This is a genomic window from Ferrimonas gelatinilytica (assembly GCF_039544205.1).
GTDB classification, from domain to species: Bacteria; Pseudomonadota; Gammaproteobacteria; order Enterobacterales; family Shewanellaceae; genus Ferrimonas; species Ferrimonas gelatinilytica.
Map to the genome: position 1 here is coordinate 57,315 of NZ_BAABLF010000009.1, position 17,238 is coordinate 74,552.

18 protein-coding genes are annotated in these 17,238 nt (G+C 59.0%); 12 read left to right on the forward strand and 6 right to left on the reverse strand.

The genetic code is table 11. From position 1 onward, the window contains the following. Positions 1-76 precede the first annotated feature (76 nt). The 7 genes from queA (at position 77) to ABD997_RS08785 (ending at position 7,025) form a co-directional block, all read left to right on the forward strand. The gene (gene queA, locus ABD997_RS08755; RefSeq protein WP_345316630.1) at positions 77-1,141 is read left to right on the forward strand and encodes a tRNA preQ1(34) S-adenosylmethionine ribosyltransferase-isomerase QueA; all 1,065 of its coding nucleotides are present in this window, start codon (positions 77-79) and stop codon (positions 1,139-1,141) included. A gap of 152 nt (positions 1,142-1,293) precedes the next feature. Continuing rightward, complete coding sequence (gene tgt / locus ABD997_RS08760; protein WP_345316631.1) at positions 1,294-2,418, forward strand: tRNA guanosine(34) transglycosylase Tgt; 1,125 nt, start codon at positions 1,294-1,296, stop codon at positions 2,416-2,418. Between the two features lie 33 nt (positions 2,419-2,451). After that, the gene (gene yajC / locus ABD997_RS08765; RefSeq protein ID WP_345316632.1) at positions 2,452-2,775 is read left to right on the forward strand and encodes a preprotein translocase subunit YajC; all 324 of its coding nucleotides are present in this window, start codon (positions 2,452-2,454) and stop codon (positions 2,773-2,775) included. 63 nt (positions 2,776-2,838) lie between these two features. After that, complete coding sequence (gene secD / locus ABD997_RS08770; protein ID WP_345316633.1) at positions 2,839-4,683, forward strand: protein translocase subunit SecD; 1,845 nt, start codon at positions 2,839-2,841, stop codon at positions 4,681-4,683. Positions 4,684-4,694: 11 nt separating this feature from the next. Further along, entirely contained in the window at positions 4,695-5,639 is a 945-nt protein-coding gene (secF, locus tag ABD997_RS08775; RefSeq protein ID WP_345316634.1) for a protein translocase subunit SecF, read from the forward strand. Between the two features lie 139 nt (positions 5,640-5,778). Further along, on the forward strand, positions 5,779-6,087 hold the full coding sequence (locus ABD997_RS08780) for a putative signal transducing protein (RefSeq protein WP_345316635.1): 309 nt from the start codon (positions 5,779-5,781) through the stop codon (positions 6,085-6,087). After that, complete coding sequence (locus ABD997_RS08785) at positions 6,087-7,025, forward strand: precorrin-2 dehydrogenase/sirohydrochlorin ferrochelatase family protein (protein WP_345316636.1); 939 nt, start codon at positions 6,087-6,089, stop codon at positions 7,023-7,025. The genes ABD997_RS08780 and ABD997_RS08785 overlap by 1 nt, the downstream gene beginning before the upstream one ends. Positions 7,026-7,096: 71 nt before the next feature. Here the strand turns inward: ABD997_RS08785 and ABD997_RS08790 are convergent, their stop codons facing one another. From ABD997_RS08790 to ABD997_RS08805, 4 genes are all read right to left on the reverse strand, one after another. Next, the gene (locus ABD997_RS08790) at positions 7,097-8,551 is read right to left on the reverse strand and encodes a carbon starvation CstA family protein (RefSeq protein WP_345316637.1); all 1,455 of its coding nucleotides are present in this window, start codon (positions 8,549-8,551) and stop codon (positions 7,097-7,099) included. 416 nt (positions 8,552-8,967) lie between these two features. Beyond that, positions 8,968-9,258 (reverse strand): integration host factor subunit alpha, encoded by a 291-nt coding sequence (locus ABD997_RS08795; protein WP_345316638.1) that lies wholly within the window; start codon positions 9,256-9,258, stop codon positions 8,968-8,970. Between the two features lie 93 nt (positions 9,259-9,351). Then, positions 9,352-10,068 carry a two-component system response regulator BtsR gene (gene btsR, locus ABD997_RS08800; RefSeq protein ID WP_345316639.1) on the reverse strand — a complete coding sequence of 239 codons (717 nt, stop codon included), beginning with the start codon at positions 10,066-10,068 and terminating at the stop codon, positions 9,352-9,354. Beyond that, positions 10,065-11,762: a LytS/YhcK type 5TM receptor domain-containing protein gene (locus tag ABD997_RS08805; protein WP_345316640.1), complete on the reverse strand. Its 1,698-nt coding sequence runs from the start codon at positions 11,760-11,762 to the stop codon at positions 10,065-10,067. Before ABD997_RS08805 ends, btsR begins: the two co-directional genes overlap by 4 nt. 115 nt (positions 11,763-11,877) lie before the next feature. On the opposite strand from ABD997_RS08805, the gene ABD997_RS08810 reads away from it, so the two are divergent. Next, positions 11,878-12,117 (forward strand): YecH family metal-binding protein, encoded by a 240-nt coding sequence (locus ABD997_RS08810; RefSeq protein WP_345316641.1) that lies wholly within the window; start codon positions 11,878-11,880, stop codon positions 12,115-12,117. Here ABD997_RS08810 and ABD997_RS08815 read toward each other — a convergent pair. Continuing rightward, positions 12,114-12,533, reverse strand: coding sequence for a phosphate-starvation-inducible protein PsiE (locus ABD997_RS08815; RefSeq protein WP_345316642.1), 420 nt, complete (start codon positions 12,531-12,533; stop codon positions 12,114-12,116). The genes ABD997_RS08810 and ABD997_RS08815 overlap by 4 nt on opposite strands. A gap of 396 nt (positions 12,534-12,929) precedes the next feature. Continuing rightward, positions 12,930-13,733 carry an inositol-1-monophosphatase gene (gene suhB / locus ABD997_RS08820; RefSeq protein WP_345316682.1) on the reverse strand — a complete coding sequence of 268 codons (804 nt, stop codon included), beginning with the start codon at positions 13,731-13,733 and terminating at the stop codon, positions 12,930-12,932. 214 nt (positions 13,734-13,947) lie between these two features. Here suhB and trmJ point away from each other — a divergent pair, with 214 nt between their 5' ends. The 4 genes from trmJ to iscU all read left to right on the forward strand — a co-directional run bounded on the left by trmJ (position 13,948) and on the right by iscU (position 17,237). Further along, the gene (gene trmJ / locus ABD997_RS08825; protein ID WP_345316643.1) at positions 13,948-14,700 is read left to right on the forward strand and encodes a tRNA (cytosine(32)/uridine(32)-2'-O)-methyltransferase TrmJ; all 753 of its coding nucleotides are present in this window, start codon (positions 13,948-13,950) and stop codon (positions 14,698-14,700) included. A gap of 333 nt (positions 14,701-15,033) precedes the next feature. Continuing rightward, on the forward strand, positions 15,034-15,501 hold the full coding sequence (gene iscR / locus ABD997_RS08830) for a Fe-S cluster assembly transcriptional regulator IscR (protein WP_345316644.1): 468 nt from the start codon (positions 15,034-15,036) through the stop codon (positions 15,499-15,501). Between the two features lie 66 nt (positions 15,502-15,567). Further along, positions 15,568-16,782, forward strand: coding sequence for an IscS subfamily cysteine desulfurase (locus ABD997_RS08835; RefSeq protein WP_345316645.1), 1,215 nt, complete (start codon positions 15,568-15,570; stop codon positions 16,780-16,782). Positions 16,783-16,856: 74 nt separating this feature from the next. Next, positions 16,857-17,237, forward strand: coding sequence for a Fe-S cluster assembly scaffold IscU (gene iscU, locus ABD997_RS08840; RefSeq protein ID WP_345316646.1), 381 nt, complete (start codon positions 16,857-16,859; stop codon positions 17,235-17,237). Position 17,238 lies beyond the last annotated feature (1 nt).

Sequence of the window (17,238 nt, forward strand, 5' to 3'; positions counted from 1 at the left end):
AACGCTTGAAACTCGCCCCTGCTCTTCATAGACTAGCGCCCCCGCCCTGTGAGGGTGTAATGACTGTGAAGAGACCATGCAGGTAAGCGATTTCCAATTTGACCTCCCCGATGAGCTGATCGCCCGTTACCCGACCGAGGAGCGGCGGGCGTCGCGGTTGCTGCATCTCGATGGCAACAGTGGCCGCTTGCGCGATGGCCAGTTTCCGGACCTGCTGGATCTGGTGCGGCCCGGTGATCTCATGGTGTTTAATAACACCCGGGTGATACCGGCGCGGCTGCATGGCAAAAAGGCATCAGGGGGTAAGATTGAAGTCCTGGTAGAGCGGGTGCTGGATAGCCACAGGGTATTGGCCCATCTTCGTAGCTCCAAGTCCCCTAAGCCCGGTACCCTGCTGCAGTTTGAACAGGGGGTCGAAGCGATTATGGTGGCCCGGCATGACGCCCTGTTTGAGTTGGATTTCGGCAACGCAGAGCCGGTGCTGTCGATTCTGGACAGGATCGGCCACATGCCCCTGCCGCCCTACATTGACCGCCCGGATGAGGGCAGCGACCGGGAGCGTTACCAAACCGTCTACAACCGTCGGCCCGGTGCCGTAGCGGCGCCGACGGCGGGGCTTCACTTCGATGAGGCGATGCTGGCTGCCCTGGCGGAAAAGGGGGTGGAGACCGCTTTCGTGACCCTGCACGTGGGCGCCGGTACTTTCCAGCCAGTACGCGTAGAAAAGGTCGAAGAGCACCAGATGCACAGCGAGTTTGCCGAAGTGGGCAGCGATGTGGTGGAAGCGGTCCGACGCACCCGTGAGCGTGGTGGCCGGGTTATCGCAGTGGGGACCACCTCGGTACGCTCACTGGAGTCCGCCGCCCAGGCTGCCCGGGCAAAGGGAGAGGCCTTTGCCCCCTTTGCCAGCGATACCAGCATCTTTCTCTACCCGGGGAAGCCCTTCCACGTGGTGGATGCGATGATCACTAACTTCCATCTCCCGGAGTCCACCCTGATCATGCTGGTGTCTGCTTTCGCCGGCCAGGAGCATGTGATGAACGCCTACCGGCACGCGGTGGAGCAGCGTTACCGATTCTTCAGTTATGGTGACGCCATGTTTGTTACCCGCCGTTCCAACAGTACCGAGAGGGGCGACTAGGTCCCCTCTACAGGGCGTGGTTCACGAATTCCCCCTCTTTTCTTCCGGGCGGCTTGAAGCCTGCGCCCGGGATCCCCATCTTTACCAAGATGCGCCGCCCTGCGGCGCTAAACTTTTGCATCACCGGACTGTTTCTCTGGTAAGAGGCTGCTATGAAATTTGAACTGAAAGCCACCGACGGGCGTGCCCGCCGCGGTACCCTGACCTTCGAGCGGGGCACGGTTGAAACGCCGGCGTTTATGCCGGTGGGCACCTACGGCACCGTTAAGGGGATGACCCCGGAAGAGGTGGAGGCCACCGGTGCCCAGATCTGCCTGGGCAATACCTTCCACCTGTGGTTGCGACCGGGCACCGAGATCATGGAGAAGCATGGCGACCTCCATGACTTCATGAACTGGCACAAGCCGATCCTCACGGACTCCGGCGGATTCCAGGTGTTCTCCCTGGGCCATATCCGTAAGATCACCGAAGCGGGTGTGCATTTTCGTCACCCCATCAACGGCGACAAGATCTTCCTGGACCCGGAGAAGTCGATGCAGATCCAGTACTCCCTGGGCAGTGACATCGTGATGATCTTCGATGAGTGCACCCCTTATCCGGCCACCGAGCAGGAAGCCGCGGACTCCATGCGGATGTCACTGCGCTGGGCCCAGCGCTCCCGGGACGAGTTTGACCGTCTAGGCAACCCCAATAACCTGTTTGGCATTATCCAGGGCGGGGTGTACGAGCACCTGCGGGATGAGTCGCTGCAGGGGCTGCTGAATATCGGCTTCGATGGCTACGCCGTGGGTGGCCTGGCGGTGGGGGAACCCAAGGAGGATATGCATCGGATCCTTGAGCATACCTGCCCTCAGATCCCCGCCGATAAGCCCCGTTACCTGATGGGGGTGGGTAAGCCGGAGGATCTGGTGGAGGGGGTACGGCGCGGCATCGACATGTTCGATTGCGTTATGCCGACTCGCAACGCCCGTAACGGTCATCTCTTTACGACCACAGGTGTGGTCAAGATCCGTAACGCCAAGCATCGTGACGATACGTCGCCGCTGGATGCAGAATGCGATTGCTACACCTGTAAAAACTACAGCCGCGCTTATCTCTATCACCTGGATAAGTGCAACGAAATCCTCGGTGCCCGGCTTAACACCATCCATAACCTGCGTTACTACCAGCGGGTGATGGAGGGTTTGCGGGGCGCCATTGAGAACGGTAATCTAGACGACTTTGTGGCAGAATTTTATGCCAAGCAAGGTCGCGATGTGCCGCCGCTAAACGACTGACCAACTAAGTGAATTAAAGAGAGGACTGCCTTAATGTTTATCGCAAATGCTTATGCCAGCACGGCACCGGCCGGAGACGCCTTTTCACCCCTGATCATGCTGGTGGTGTTTGGTCTGATCTTCTATTTCATGATCCTGCGCCCGCAGAACAAGCGGGTGAAGGAGCACAAGAGCCTGGTGGAGAGCCTCTCCAAGGGCGATGAGGTACTGACCTCCGGTGGCCTGGTGGGTAAAGTGGTTAAGGTTTCCGCCGATCACGACTACCTGGTGGTTGCGCTGAACGACAATAACGAAGTGACCATCAAGAAAGACTTTGTGAGTGCGGTGCTGCCAAAGGGCTCCATCCAGTCTCTGTAAGCGATGTAGCCGCCGACCCCAGGTCGGCGGCGTAGTTTTATCTATGTATTAGGGGACAACGGAGTGTTGAACAAATACCCGATGTGGAAGAACCTGATGGTGGTGCTGATCATCGCCATCGGGGCACTCTACGCCCTGCCCAATCTCTATGGAGAGGATCCGGCGTTGCAGATCTCTGCCACCCGGAACAGCGAGATCAACACCGCCACTTTGGCGACGGTGCGCTCCTCCCTCGAAGCGGCAGGTTTGAACAGTCAGCGTGTGGTGATGAAAGAGGGCCAGATCGAAGCCCGCTTCGCCAACACCGAAGACCAAAGCCGTGCACAGGATGTGGTGTCGAAGGCGTTGGGTAATGATTATATCGTCGCCATCAACCTGGCCCCGGCCCAGCCGGAATGGCTGGCCTCCATCGGCGGTAACCCGATGAAACTGGGCTTGGATCTGCGCGGCGGTGTCAACTTCCTGATGGAAGTGGACATGAACGAAGCGATCCGCAAGCAGGAGGAGCAGATCGTCGCTGACTTCCGCTCCGACCTGCGGGAGCAGCGCCTGCGCTACTCCGGCGTCCGCATCGCCCCGGACGGGGTGGAGGTGCGCTTTCGGGATCCCCAGGTAGCCGAGGAAGCCCTGAACTACCTGCGCAATAAGAATCGCAACCTACTGTTCTCCAGCAAGGACAACAGCACCTTTGTGGCGGCGTTGAGCGAAGAGTATCTCCGGGAGATCAAGGAGTACGCCCTTAGCCAGAACATCACCATCCTCCGCAACCGGGTCAACGAGCTGGGTGTGGCGGAGCCGGTGGTTCAGCGCCAGGGCGCCGAGCGGATCACCGTGGAGCTGCCGGGCGTGCAGGATACGGCTCGCGCCAAGGAGATCCTGGGGGCCACTGCGACCCTGGAGTTCCGCATGGTCAGCGAAAACGCCGACCTGGGTGCTGCCATGCGTGGCCTGGTACCGCCAGGCAGCAAGTTGTATGAAGATCGCGATGGCCGGCCGGTACTGCTCGACAGCCAGGTTATCCTGACCGGCGACCACATCACCGGGGCTCAGTCCGGCTTCGATGAGAACGGCCGTCCGCAGGTGAGCATCAACCTGGATGCCGCCGGCGGTAACAAGATGGCGGACTGGACCCGGGATAAGGTCGGCAAAGGGATGGCTACCGTCTTTATCGAGTTTAAGGCGAAAGAGGAGCGCAATCCCGATGGCTCTCCGCAGTTTGATCGGCTCGAAGAGGTGATCAACGTCGCCACCATCCAGGCTCGCCTGGGCCGCAGCTTCCGCATCACCGGCCTGGACTCGCCAGCCGAGGCGCAGAATCTGGCGCTGCTGCTGCGTGCCGGTGCCCTGATCGCCCCGATCACCATTGTTCAGGAGCGTACCATCGGTCCCTCCCTGGGCCAGGAGAACGTGGATAACGGTATGGCGGCCCTGATCTGGGGCATGATCGCCGTGGTGGTCTTTATGGCCATCTACTACCGCAAGTTTGGTCTCATCGCCGTCGGTGCCCTGTGCGCCAACCTGGTGCTGATTGTCGGCGTGATGTCGATGATCCCCGGGGCGACCTTGACCATGCCGGGTATCGCGGGGATCGTACTCACCGTGGGGATGGCGGTCGATGGCAACGTATTGATCTTCGAACGGATACGTGAAGAGTTGCGGGGTGGGCGAAGCATTCAGCAGGCGATCAACGAGGGTTACGGCAACGCACTCTCCACCATTGCCGATGCCAACCTGACCACCTTCATCACCGCGCTGATCCTGTTTTCCGTCGGTACCGGGCCGGTTAAGGGCTTTGCCGTCACCCTGATGATCGGTATCGCCACCTCCATGTTCACTGCGATTGTTGCCAGTCGAGCCGTTGTTAACGCGCTCTGGGGCGGTAAGCGATTGAAGAAGCTGGATATTTAAGGGGTATAACCATGTTTCAGATCTTAGATATCAAAGGCACTGTCAACTTCCTCAAGCACGGTAAAGCTGCGGTCATGCTCTCCGCTGTCCTGATCCTGGCTTCTCTGGTGAGCCTCGGGGTTCGCGGCATCAACTGGGGCCTGGATTTTACCGGCGGCACTGTGGTGGAGATCCATTACGCCGATGCGACTGTGCCCAGCGTGGTGCGAAAGGCGCTGGAAGCGGAAGGGATCGATGGGGCCGTGGTGCAGCAGTTTGGCAGCCCGCGGGACATTTTGGTTCGGGTTCCGCCCAAATCCGGTGAAGGCAATGCCCTGGTAGCCAGTGTGGAAGCGGGGGCCAAGGCCGCCGGTGACAACGCCGTGGTCAAACGGGTGGAGTTTGTTGGCCCGCAGGTTGGACAGGAGCTGGTGGAGCAGGGTGGCCTGGCGGTGATCGCGGCGATCATCTGTATCCTCATCTACGTGGCGTTTCGCTTCGAGTGGCGCCTTGCCGCCGGCTCTGTGGTTGCCCTGGTGCATGACGTCATCATCACCATGGGGGTGTTCTCGGCACTGCAGCTGGAGTTTGACCTGACCGTACTGGCCGCTTTGCTGGCGGTAGTGGGTTACTCCCTGAACGACACCATCGTGGTGTTTGACCGGGTGAGGGAAAATTTCATCAAGATGCGCAAAGGGACTCCGGAGCACATCGTCAACACCTCGGTGACCCAGACCATGAGTCGCACCATCATCACCACCGGGACCACCCTGTTTGTGGTGATCGCGCTGTTTGCCCTTGGGGGCAGCATGATCCACGGTTTTGCCACGGCGCTGTTGCTCGGGATCGGTGTGGGGACCTACTCCTCCATCTACGTCGCCAGTTACACCTCCATTGCCCTTGGGATCACCAAGGAGCATATGATGCCGGTGGTGATTGAGAAGGAGGGCGCGGATCAGGACCCCTTGATCCCCTGAACGTCCCAAGTAAACTTGACAAGCCACCCCTCGGGGTGGCTTTTTGTTATCAGGTCGAAAGCGGGCCGGATGGATCCGGCGTAGACTTAGCGAAGCAGGGTGTGAGCCTGTATCCATGAAGACGAGGAGGATGTTCGACATGGATAGTTTTATCGAGTTATATCGAGCCAATAACGTGCTGGAAGCCAATGCCATCAAGGGGGCGCTGGAGCATCAGGGACTGATGGTGCGCCTGCTGGGCGAAGCGTTGGGCGGCGGTGCTGGTGAACTGCCGATGGAGACACAGGAGGTGCGTTTGCTGGTGGAGCGGTGCGCCTTGCCTCGGGCCCAGGAGCTGCTTGCGCATTACCAGCAAAGCCTGGTGCCCTGGCAGTGTGCCGACTGCGGCGAACAGAACGATGGCCATTTCGAAACCTGCTGGCGCTGCGGCGCGGTGCCCGAATCCTGATGCGCTACTTTCCCCTTTTTCATGACACCCAGGATCTTAGAGTGCTTGTGGTCGGTGGCGGAGAGGTGGCGGCCCGCAAACTCAGCCTCTGGGCCCGAACCCAGGCGAGCCTCACGGTGATCTCTCCAACCCTGGTTCCGAGTATCCAGGCGCTGGTGGCCGAGGGGCGGGTAGTGCACCAGAATGGCTTCTTTCACCGGGAACTGCTGCGTGGCTTTGGCGGGGTCATCGCGGCGACCAATGACCCTCACCTGAACCGAGATGTTGCCCGGCAGGCAAGGGAGGCCGGTGCCTGGGTTAACGTGGTGGATGATCCGGCAGCGTGCAGTGTTATCACTCCGGCGCTGGTGGATCGCAGCCCTATCCTGGTTGCCATCGGCAGCGAAGGCACCGCTCCGGTATTGGTCCGGATGTTGCGGGCCTGGCTGGAAAGTAGCTTGCCCCGCAGCCTTGGGCGACTGGCGCAGTTTATCGGTGGTGAGCGATTGCGGGTACAGAAGCAGCATGATGACCCCCGTGGTGTCTGGGAGCGCTTTCTCCAGGCCAACGGCCTGTCATGGCAAAGTGACAGTGTCGAACACTTGGCGGCGGCGGAGCGGGCCACGATTTCCGCCGGGAAACTCTACCTCATTGATCCGCAACAGCAGCCGGGTCTGCTGCCCATTGATGCCTTGCCGTTGCTGCAGCAGATCGATCGCCTGCTCTTTATCCGGCGGCCGGATGCACAGTTACGGGACTACTGTCGCCGTGATGCCAGTGAGCACCAGGTCAGTTTGGCCCAGGTTGCCGAGGTGCGTCGTTGGCTGGCTGAAGGCGAAAAGCTTTTGTTGGTGGTAGGGGAAGCGGAAGGGGCGATCTGGCAGCGGGAGTTGAACAGCGTCTGCGTGGCGCGCTTCAGCAGCGGCCGGATGGAGCTTTTTGATGCCACTGTTGAATAGCCCTGCCCAGCGCTGTCCACTAGCACAAAAAACGGGACCCCTAGGTCCCGTTTTGCCGTTTAGGCCAAGCGTCAGGCTTGGGCATCCGCGGGTAGAGGTTGCTTGCCGAGGATGGCGACCACACTGAAGGCAACCACGAAGGCGGTGACCACACCGCAGGCGGTGGAGACGGCCATCGGCAGGCCGAAGCCCAGAGTGGCGTTGTTGAGGATGAAGGTGACCACCACGGAGGTCATGAACATCGCCGGCAGGGTGCAGATCCAGTGCAGTTTCTCTGCCCGGGCCAGGTAGGCCGCGGCGGTCCACAGCATCATTACGGCGGTCAACTGGTTGGCAAAGCCGAAGTAGCGCCAGATCACGCCGAAGTCCACCTGGGTCAGGATACCGCCAACCAGGAACAGCGGGGCGGCGATGATCAGACGGTTCTTGATCTTGACCTGATCCATATTGAAGTACTCGGCCAGGATGAGGCGGCTGGAGCGGAACGCGGTGTCACCGGAGGTGATGGGCAGGATAACCACGCCGAGGAAGGCGATGATGCCACCGACCACACCCAGAAGGCCGAAGGAGGCGCTGTAAACCACGTTACCTGGGCCACCGTTGCTGACTGCTTCCGCCAGGGACTCCATGCTGCCGAAGTAGGAGAGGGCCAGGGCACACCAGATCAGGGCGATAACACCTTCACCGATCATGGCACCGTAGAAGACGAAGCGGCCGTTGTTCTCGTTTTCCATGCAGCGCGCCATCAGCGGTGACTGGGTGGCGTGGAAGCCGGAGATGGCACCGCAGGCGATGGTGATGAACAGTGCCGGCCACAGGGGCATTTCGTTGGGGTTCAGGTTGCTGAACATGTCCGCCACCTCGTAGTTCCCCAGCAGGGTATGTTCGCTGGAGAGTACCAGAGCGGTGATCAGGCCAACAGACATGAAGATCAGCAGGGCACCGAAGAAGGGGTAGAAGCGGCCGATGATCTTGTCGACAGGAACGATGGTGGCGATCACGTAGTAGGTGAAGATGATGCCGACCATGGTACCCAGAGTCACCGTCAGCTCTGACTGCTCGTTGATCAGGTTAGTCAGCATGCCCGCAGGCGCCGAAACGAACACCACGCCCACCAGCAGCAGCAGCACAATGGCGAACAGGTTCATGAAGTGCTTGGCAGGGCGGCCGAGGTACTTTCCGACGATGCTGGGGACGGAGGCGCCGCCGTTGCGGACGGAAAGCATACCGGAGAAGTAGTCATGCACTGCACCGGCAAAGATGCAGCCGATGATGATCCACAGCATGGCAGCGGGACCGTAGAGTGCCCCCATGATGGGGCCGAAGATCGGACCTACGCCTGCGATGTTGAGAAGCTGAACCAGGTAGACCTTGTGCTTGGGCATGGGGACGTAGTCCACACCGTCCCCCTTGGTCATGGCCGGTGTTTGACGTTTTTCGTTAATGCCGAACACCTTCTCGACAAAGGCGCCGTAGATGAAGTAGCCGCCGATCAGCAGCGCAACGCAAAATAGGAACCAAAGCATGGATCACTCTTCCCTTTGAGAACGTAGATTGGAATCGATAGGTACGTGTTAGTGGCGGCATTGTAGCGGTGGAGGATGAGGGGGCATCGGAAGTTGCCTTAGCGGCTTTAGCGAAGGGGTAAGCGGTCGGCACAGAGGCTAAGCGGCGTCGAGTATGGAGCGTGCGGTTGTTGGCGAGAACGCGCCTGTTGCGCCGGTGTTGTTGGTCGGTTTTCTTGTTGTTGCCAGCTGCTTGCCCCCAGTTACTGGCTTTTGGTCTAGACCGGCGGAGAAATGACGATAGTGATGGCGCAGGGCACGTGCAAAACCTGACGGGCCTCAGAGCTAGGCCTTTGGGAAATTAATGGACCGATGGGTCGCCAAGGTAATGGGCCCTGCACCTTGATACAGAGGCCCATTTTGTCGTCAGCGAGCGCTCACTCCTTTAAGGAGGCGACGCGCCCTTTGAGTTTTCCGCCAGCGGCAAAAGTCACCACGCGACGGGCGGAGATCTGGTGTTCCTCGCCGGTCTTGGGGTTACGGCCTGGCCTGGCATTTTTCTCCCTTAGGTGGAAAACACCAAACCCGCTGAGTTTGACATCTTCACCGCGCTCCAGCGTTTGACGGATCTCTTCGAAGAAGCTGTCGACCAGCTCACGAGCGTCCGCCACCTTCATATGGCGCTGGTTGACCAAATGGTTGGTCAAATCGGCTTTGGTCAGAGACATGCCGTTACCTCTCAATACCTGCATTGAAACTGTGTCTGGGTGGGGCTTCGATACAGTGTAGTTTGCGCTGGTGGATGTGACTAAAAAATCACACTATTGAAAACCAAATTGCTGCTTAATGGCTTTTAGGTAGCGTCGGCTTACTGCGATCGCCTGGCCGGACCGAGTGTGGATCTCTCCGCCACCCCCCTCTTGAAGCTCAATTTCAGCGATGCTGTCCGGGCTGACAAGGTATTGCCGGTGGCAGCGCATCAGCGGACTGCGCTGCTCCAGGGTTTTCAGGGTGAGGTGGGTGTGGAAGGTACCGGATCGGGTGGCGATATGGACACCCGAAAGATCGGAGAAGGCATACTCCACCTCATCGCAGGGAACGATCTTGAGGGTTTTGCCGCTGACACAGGGCAAGTGGGTCAAAACGCTCTCCATCAGCGGGGTTAGGTCTCGTGGCTGCTCCGCTTGTCGGACCCGATTCAGGGTTTTGGCCAGACGCTCGGGCGCCACGGGTTTGAGAAGGTAATCAAATGCGTTGTTTTCAAAGGCGCTGATGGCGTGCTCGTCGTAGGCGGTGACAAAGACCATGTAGGGCATGCGATCGCTGTCCAGCATGGCCAACATCTCTATCCCGGTGATCTTTGGCATCTGAATGTCCACAAACACCAGATCCGGCTGCAACTGATTGATCAGGGCCATCCCCTCGATGGCATTAGCGGCTTCACCGACAATCTTGATATCTTCGTGCGCCTCCAACAGACTGGCCATCTCGTCACGGGCCAGCAACTCATCATCAATGATCAGGGTCTTTAAGCTCATTCACTTCTCCTGGGCAGACGAACCTGGATGCGGGTGTATTCTCCCGGCTCACACTCAACATGAAGACCAAACTCCGGACCGTACATTCCCTGGATCCGTCGGTGGACAATATTGAGCCCAAGCCCTTCGGACTCCTTGGGATGCTCCGGGAAGGCCCCGGCGTTGTCCTCGACCGTAAGCACGAGCTCGCTGGCCGTGGGCTTGGCCCAGATCCGAATTTTACCCGGCTCCAGAATGGTTGAGGTGCCGTGCTTGATCGCGTTCTCCACCAAAGGCTGGAGGGTAAAGGTCGGTAAACGGGCGTCATGCAGAGCCTCAGGTACGCTAATTTCCACACTCAGGCGATCGCCAAACCGTGCCTGCTCAATGGTGAGGTAGGTTCGGATATGTTCGAGCTCCTCCTTGAGGCTGATCTCGCCGGTACCCCGCTTAAGATTGGCACGCAAAAAGGCAGCCAGGTCCAGGATCAGGGGGCGGGCTTTATCCGGGCTTCGGCGGGTGATGGCTGCCAATGTATTGAGGGCGTTGAAGAGAAAGTGGGGACTGATTTGCGCCTGAAGCAGTTTGAGCTCCGCCTGGGTCAATAGGGACTTCTGTTCCAGGTAACGGCCATGGAGAATCTGATTGGAGAGCACCCGGGCAATCCCCTCCCCAAGGGTCTGGTTGAGGTGAAGAAACAGGCGCTGTTTCTTTTCATAAAGCTTGACCGTGCCTATGACGCCGTTGTCGCCGTTGAGCGGCACAATGAGGCTTGAGCCCAATTGGCAATGCCGAGACAGGGAGCACTGGTACTCCCGCTGGACCCCGTCGGCGAACACCACCCGGTTCTGTTCAATCGCCTCCATAGTGAGGGCGGAAGAGATGGGGGTGCCCGGTTTGTGGTGGTCGTCGCCGGTGCCGATAAAGGCGAGCAGCTTCTCAGTATCTGTGATGGCGACGGCGCTGACATGGGTCTCCTCGAAGATGATCCGCGCGATCTTAGCGGTACTCTGCTGGTTGAACCCGCTGGCCAGGATCCCCACGGTGCGCTCGGCGATCTTTAGCGCCTTGGCGGAGTGAGTGCTGGAGAGGGTTTCCGCCATGGTGCGCTGGTCCCGGATCATACTCATGAACAGGGCGGCCCCCAGGGAGTTAACCAGGATCATCGGAATGGCGATGGTCTGAACCAGTGCCCAGGCATCGGCAAATGGTCGGGCGATAAGCAGGATGATCACCATCTGCATCACTTCGGCGACGGCGGCCACGGCGAATACCCGAAACGGATTGAACAGCTGCTCCAGTTGAAAAGAGCGTCTTAGCCTTAGGTGCATCAGGCCGGCAAACAGCCCTTCGACAGTGGTCGAGATGGTACAGGCCAAGTCGGTGAAACCGCCCAGGCTGTATCGATGTAATCCGCCGGTCAGGCCCACCAAAAAACCGGTTACGGGCCCCCCCAGCAAACCGGAGAGGATCGCCCCCATCGCCCGAGTGTTGGCAATGGCTCCCTGGGTCTGCTCCCCGAAGTAAGTTCCAAGAATGCAGAATATGGAGAAGGTAACGTAGAGAATCAGCTTGTGTGGCAGGTGTACCGCCAGGTCTACCATGGGCCGCAGCACGGGCGTCTTGGTCAGCAGGTACGCCAGTACCAGGTAGAGACTCATCTGTTGTGTGAGCTTGATGATCAGCTCGACGGTTTCAAGCGGACTGGGTGACATGGTATCCCGGTATGGTTGTAACTGGACCAAGGGAAGGAAAAGATGATCCGGATCCCGCTCCTTCGAAGACAAAGGTGCTAACGTAATGCAACTTTATCTTCGAAGGAGCCGTTCCATGGCCAGCATCCACGCCCATGAGTTTTTGTCGCTGATCGGTGAAGCCGACAGCCCCCAGAGCCTGCCTCAGTTGGTGGCGCTCGCGCACCGGCAGTTTGGCGAGTCGGTTCGTTTCCACACCTGTAAGCTGCAGGACCTCGAGCCCGAGGCGCTGCTCGCGTTTCTGATCAAGATGGAAAAGATCGTCCCCGAGCAGCAAGGCTACGTGCTCAACCGGGCGCGCGTCTGCAACCATTAAAGGTCGGTTTTATCCCGATTCATCGGCTCTCTTGGGTAGGGCCAGGCAATCTGGCCGTAGCGGATCACCAACACGGTCAGAGCCAGGATCAGGGCTGCAGCGGAGACTGCCAAAACCCGCCACTCATCCATCGCTTTCATATCCAGGATCATGTATCGGGCCAGCGCCACGATAGCGATGTAGACCGGCATCCGGATCGGCAGTTTACCCACTTCCGCGTAGTTTGCGACCATGGCCAGGACTTCCAGGTAGATGAACATCAGCAGCAGGTCCGCCAGAGTGACGCGACCGTTGTCGATCACCGTCAGTACCTCCTCACCGATGGCGAATAGGGTGCTGAGTGCGATCAGGACCAGGATGGCGTGTTCAAAGAACTTTAAGGATTTGGTGCCGTACTTCTGATATAGGTTGCTCATTTTAAAGGATTCTCAGCGCAATTTCGGGCGTCAGTGTAAGTTTAGTCCCCTTACCCAAGTATGTTTCCTTGAGTAAACTGAGAGCTGGGTCACGATGGAGTGGCCCAAAGAGGCGGATGCGAGGTGGTGGAGTAATGGATAACGGCGTAGAAAAGCGGGCGCCCGGGCGGCACCAGCGATGGTTGCACCCTAGGCAGCTGCCTTATCTCTGGGTCGGCCTGCTATGCCTATTGACGGCACCGGCGGTGGGGGTTGGGCTCTTAGCCTACTTTCTTGTGACGCGATTGCTGCGCCTTTTTAGGAGGCGAACTCCCTCCATCCGCACATGAGCCTGGTATCGACGAATAGAAAAGCGCAGCCCTAGGGCTGCGCTTTTTGCTGTCCCGCAAGCGCTGTTCAGCGCTTTAGCGCATCACTGAGCAGTGGGCGCATCTTACTGACGATGTTTGCGGTGATCTTCGGGCCACCGGCAACGATGTTGCCCGAGGTCATATGGTTGTGGCCGCCGGTAAAGTCGGATACCAGGCCCCCAGCTTCGCGGATCAGCAGTTCGCCGGCGGCGAAGTCCCAGGGCTTGAGGCCAATCTCCCAGAAACCGTCCAGGCGGCCGGCAGCAACATAAGCCAAGTCCAGCGCCGCAGAGCCGGCACGGCGCACATCGGCGGCATCGGCAAACAGGGCATTGAAGATCTCAAAGTAGGTTTCGGTGTGCTGACGGGCCTTGAAGGGGAAGCCTGTGGCCAGCAGGGTACCGTTCAGGTCACGCTTGGGCTGGATCCGCAGACGACGGTTGTCCAGCTGCGCACCGGCGCCGCGGCTGGCGCTGAACAGCTCGTTTTGCAGCGGATCGTAGATCACGCCGTGCTCAACCTTGCCATTGATCTGCAGAGCAATGGAGACGGCAAAGTGGGGGATACCCCGCATGAAGTTGGTGGTGCCATCCAGGGGATCGATGATCCAGCGGAACTCGTCGTGGGCGCCGGTTTGGGTGCCACACTCTTCACTGATGATGGTGTGATCCGGATAGGCCTTGCGAATGGTCGCAATGATGGCGTTTTCGGCGTCACGGTCAACGTTGGTGACAAAGTCGTTGAGCCCTTTCTGTTCGGCTTCAACTTTGTCCAGATCTTCAAAAGCGCGGGCAATGACGTTGCCAGCGGTACGCGCAGCGCGTACGGCGATGTTCAGCATCGGATGCATAAATCGATACCCCAGGATGTAAAAGAACGCGGTGCCTCGGGTTGGACCCCGGCAGTAGGCGCGAGAGTCTAACAAAACCGCGCCTCATGGCAAGCGTTATTGAGCAACCTACCCGGTCAACGTCAGCGACCCGGGTGGCGGTAAGCCTCAAGCATAGCCCGTGTCTGTGCTACTATCCCTGCCCTGTTTTTTAACCGTCAGCGGACTCCCGTTCATGCTCGATAATATTCGCATCATTCTCGTGGGCACCTCTCACTCAGGAAACATTGGCTCTGCGGCGCGGGCCATGAAAACCATGGGCCTTTCTCGTTTAGTGCTGGCTGAGCCTCGCACCGAGATCGATGGCCACTCCATGGCGCTGGCCGCCGGTGCGTCCAGTGTCCTGCAGCAGGTGGTCGTTACCGACGATCTGGCCAGCGCTATTGCCGACTGCAGCCTGGTGATCGGCACCAGTGCCCGCAGCCGGACACTGAGTTGGCCGATGCTGGATGCCCGTGAAGCGGGGCAGAAGCTGGCCCAGGAGGCCGGTCGTGGCCCGGTGGCGTTGGTATTCGGTCGGGAGAACCATGGCCTTAATAATGAAGAGCTGCAGATGTGCGACTTTCATGTCTGCATCCCGGCCAACCCGGAATACAGCTCCCTGAATCTGGCCCAGGCGGTGCAGCTGCTCAGCTATGAGATCCGCATGGCCCACCTGGCGGAGGTGCCCGCTTCAGAGGCGGAGCCGGTGGAATACCCCACTGCCCAGCAGATGGCGCATTTCTATCAGCACCTGGAGCGCGCCCTGTTGGCCACAGGGTTCATCATCAAGGCCCACCCGGGTCAGATCATGAACAAGTTGCGCCGCTTGTTCGGCCGGGCTCGGCCAGAGACGACGGAGTTGAACATCTTGCGTGGGATCCTCACCTCCGTCGAGCGCGTCGCAGGCCCGGAGCGCAGTCAGAAAAGCGATAGGGGTGATGCCTAATCTCGGTTAGCCGGGTCTCCCTGCAAAGGGGCCTAGGAAGAGGCAGTGGGTGGCACAGGATCCTGTTTTCGCTTCGGTTGATGTGATTTCGCTCCACACCGAGCCTATTCATTGCGGCGCCGGCGGCGAAGTCGGGCAACAGTGTGATCCGGGGCAATTGATCCCGAGTGGTCAATAGGGTTAAATACCGCTGCGCGCCGCTGGGGTATACCGGACGACGTCAAGGAGAGACTCCAGCGCTGCAGACATTCCCGACTGGTTTCCTAGGTTAAATACTTGACTGAAATGGTCGGGTATGTAGACTGGGGTTAGTATTTCGGAAGGAAACTGGCAATGCGACTTACATCGAAAGGCCGCTATGCGGTCACGGCCATCCTGGATGTGGCCCTGCACACCCCAGATGGCCCAGTGCCACTGGCCGATATCTCCGAGCGGCAGGGGATCTCCCTCTCTTACCTTGAGCAGCTGTTTGCCAAGCTGCGCAAACAGGGATTGGTCTCCAGTGTCCGAGGCCCCGGCGGCGGATACCTGCTGGGCAAGGCCGCGGAGGCGATCTCCGTCGGCATGGTGGTCCATGCCGTCGACGAGTCGGTGGACGCCACGCGGTGCAGTGGCAAGAGTAATTGCCAAAGTGGTGCGCGCTGCCTGACCCACTCCCTCTGGGGTGATCTCAGTGAGCGTATCGCCAGTTTCCTTGATGGCATCAGTTTGGCTGACCTAATGCAGGATCGGCAGGTGAAAATCGTGAGTTTGCGGCAGGAAGAGGCCCAGGCTCGCAATCATGCTCGTGTTCGGGCCTGATTCACGAATAGACATAGACATTACATTCGCCGGTGCCATGGTGACCGGCTCGCAAGCGGAGAAGCTATGAAACTCCCCATTTACTTCGATTACTCTGCCACGACACCGGTTGACCCGCGTGTTGCAGAGAAGATGATGCAAAACCTGACGCTGGATGGAACCTTCGGTAACCCGGCGTCCCGTTCCCACCGGTTTGGCTGGCAGGCGGAGGAAGCCGTCGACGTGGCCCGTAACCAGGTGGCCGAGCTTCTCAACGCTGATCCTAGAGAAATCGTGTTTACCTCCGGGGCGACCGAATCCAACAACCTGGCTATCAAAGGTGTGGCGCACTTCTACCAGAAGAAGGGCAAACACATCATCACCAGCAAGACCGAGCATAAAGCGGTGCTGGATACCTGTCGTCAACTGGAGCGCGAAGGGTTCGAGGTGACCTACCTGGATCCGGACAGCAACGGCATCATCCCGTTGTCCCGTTTCGAAGACGCCATGCGTGATGACACCATTCTCGTCTCCATCATGCACGTAAATAACGAAATCGGTGTCATCCATGACATTGCGGCGATCGGTGAGCTTTGCCGAAGCAAGGGGATCATCCTGCATGTGGATGCGGCCCAGAGCGCCGGCAAGATCCCGCTGGATGTGAAAGCGATGCAGGTGGACCTCATCTCCATCTCGGGTCACAAGATGTATGGCCCCAAGGGCGTCGGTGCCCTTTACGTGCGCCGTAAGCCGCGTATCCGCCTCGAAGCCCAGATGCATGGCGGCGGTCATGAGCGCGGCATGCGCTCCGGAACCCTGGCGACCCACCAGCTGGTCGGCCTCGGCGAAGCCTGTCGCATCGCCCGCGAAGAGATGGCGACCGAGAACGATCGTCTGTTGTCTCTGCGTAACCGCCTCTGGAATGGCATCAAGGATATGGAAGAGGTCTACGTCAACGGCGACCTGGAGCAGCGTGTAGCGGGCAACCTCAACGTCAGCTTCAACTTCGTCGAGGGTGAGTCTCTTATCATGGCGCTGAAAGATCTGGCGGTTTCCTCGGGCTCTGCCTGTACTTCCGCCTCCCTGGAGCCGAGCTACGTGCTGCGTGCCCTGGGCCTGAACGACGAATTGGCACACAGTTCCATCCGTTTCAGCATCGGCCGATTCACCACCGAGGAAGAGGTGGATCATGCGGTGAAGATCATCAACGAGTCCATCGGCAAGCTGCGCGAGATGTCCCCGCTGTGGGAGATGTTCAAAGAGGGCGTGGACCTGTCCAAAGTAGAGTGGGCCGCCCACTAACCGATCAATCCTATCCCGCCGAGATGTCGGCGGGATCCAGCGCCGCGGATGCGGCGAGCTAAGGAGCTAACACTATGGCTTACAGTGAAAAAGTAATTGACCACTATGAAAACCCGCGCAACGTGGGGTCGTTTGACAAGAACGATCCTAACGTGGCCACCGGCATGGTCGGTGCCCCGGCCTGTGGTGATGTGATGAAGCTTCAGCTCAAGATCAACGACGGTGTGATCGAAGACGCCAAGTTCAAGACTTACGGCTGTGGCAGTGCCATCGCCTCAAGCTCACTGGTGACCGAGTGGATCAAGGGCAAGACTTTGGAAGAGGCGGCGGAGATCAAGAACACCGCCATCGCCGAGGAGCTGGCACTGCCGCCGGTGAAGATCCATTGCTCTATCCTGGCGGAAGACGCCATCAAGGCCGCGATCAGCGACTACAAGAGCAAGCAAGAGAAGTAAT

Bases quoted from the DNA above. Each gene is read 5' to 3' on its own strand.
- ABD997_RS08795 (WP_345316638.1), bottom strand. From the start codon at position 9,258: ATGTCTCTGACCAAAGCCGATTTGACCAACCATTTGGTCAACCAGCGC.
- suhB (WP_345316682.1), bottom strand. From the start codon at position 13,733: ATGCATCCGATGCTGAACATCGCCGTACGCGCTGCGCGTACCGCTGGC.
- trmJ (WP_345316643.1), top strand. From the start codon at position 13,948: ATGCTCGATAATATTCGCATCATTCTCGTGGGCACCTCTCACTCAGGA.
- iscR (WP_345316644.1), top strand. From the start codon at position 15,034: ATGCGACTTACATCGAAAGGCCGCTATGCGGTCACGGCCATCCTGGAT.
- queA (WP_345316630.1), top strand. From the start codon at position 77: ATGCAGGTAAGCGATTTCCAATTTGACCTCCCCGATGAGCTGATCGCC.
- ABD997_RS08780 (WP_345316635.1), top strand. From the start codon at position 5,779: ATGGATAGTTTTATCGAGTTATATCGAGCCAATAACGTGCTGGAAGCC.
- ABD997_RS08835 (WP_345316645.1), top strand. From the start codon at position 15,568: ATGAAACTCCCCATTTACTTCGATTACTCTGCCACGACACCGGTTGAC.
- tgt (WP_345316631.1), top strand. From the start codon at position 1,294: ATGAAATTTGAACTGAAAGCCACCGACGGGCGTGCCCGCCGCGGTACC.
- ABD997_RS08805 (WP_345316640.1), bottom strand. From the start codon at position 11,762: ATGTCACCCAGTCCGCTTGAAACCGTCGAGCTGATCATCAAGCTCACA.
- ABD997_RS08790 (WP_345316637.1), bottom strand. From the start codon at position 8,551: ATGCTTTGGTTCCTATTTTGCGTTGCGCTGCTGATCGGCGGCTACTTC.
- btsR (WP_345316639.1), bottom strand. From the start codon at position 10,068: ATGAGCTTAAAGACCCTGATCATTGATGATGAGTTGCTGGCCCGTGAC.
- yajC (WP_345316632.1), top strand. From the start codon at position 2,452: ATGTTTATCGCAAATGCTTATGCCAGCACGGCACCGGCCGGAGACGCC.
- iscU (WP_345316646.1), top strand. From the start codon at position 16,857: ATGGCTTACAGTGAAAAAGTAATTGACCACTATGAAAACCCGCGCAAC.
- ABD997_RS08785 (WP_345316636.1), top strand. From the start codon at position 6,087: ATGCGCTACTTTCCCCTTTTTCATGACACCCAGGATCTTAGAGTGCTT.
- secF (WP_345316634.1), top strand. From the start codon at position 4,695: ATGTTTCAGATCTTAGATATCAAAGGCACTGTCAACTTCCTCAAGCAC.
- ABD997_RS08810 (WP_345316641.1), top strand. From the start codon at position 11,878: ATGGCCAGCATCCACGCCCATGAGTTTTTGTCGCTGATCGGTGAAGCC.
- ABD997_RS08815 (WP_345316642.1), bottom strand. From the start codon at position 12,533: ATGAGCAACCTATATCAGAAGTACGGCACCAAATCCTTAAAGTTCTTT.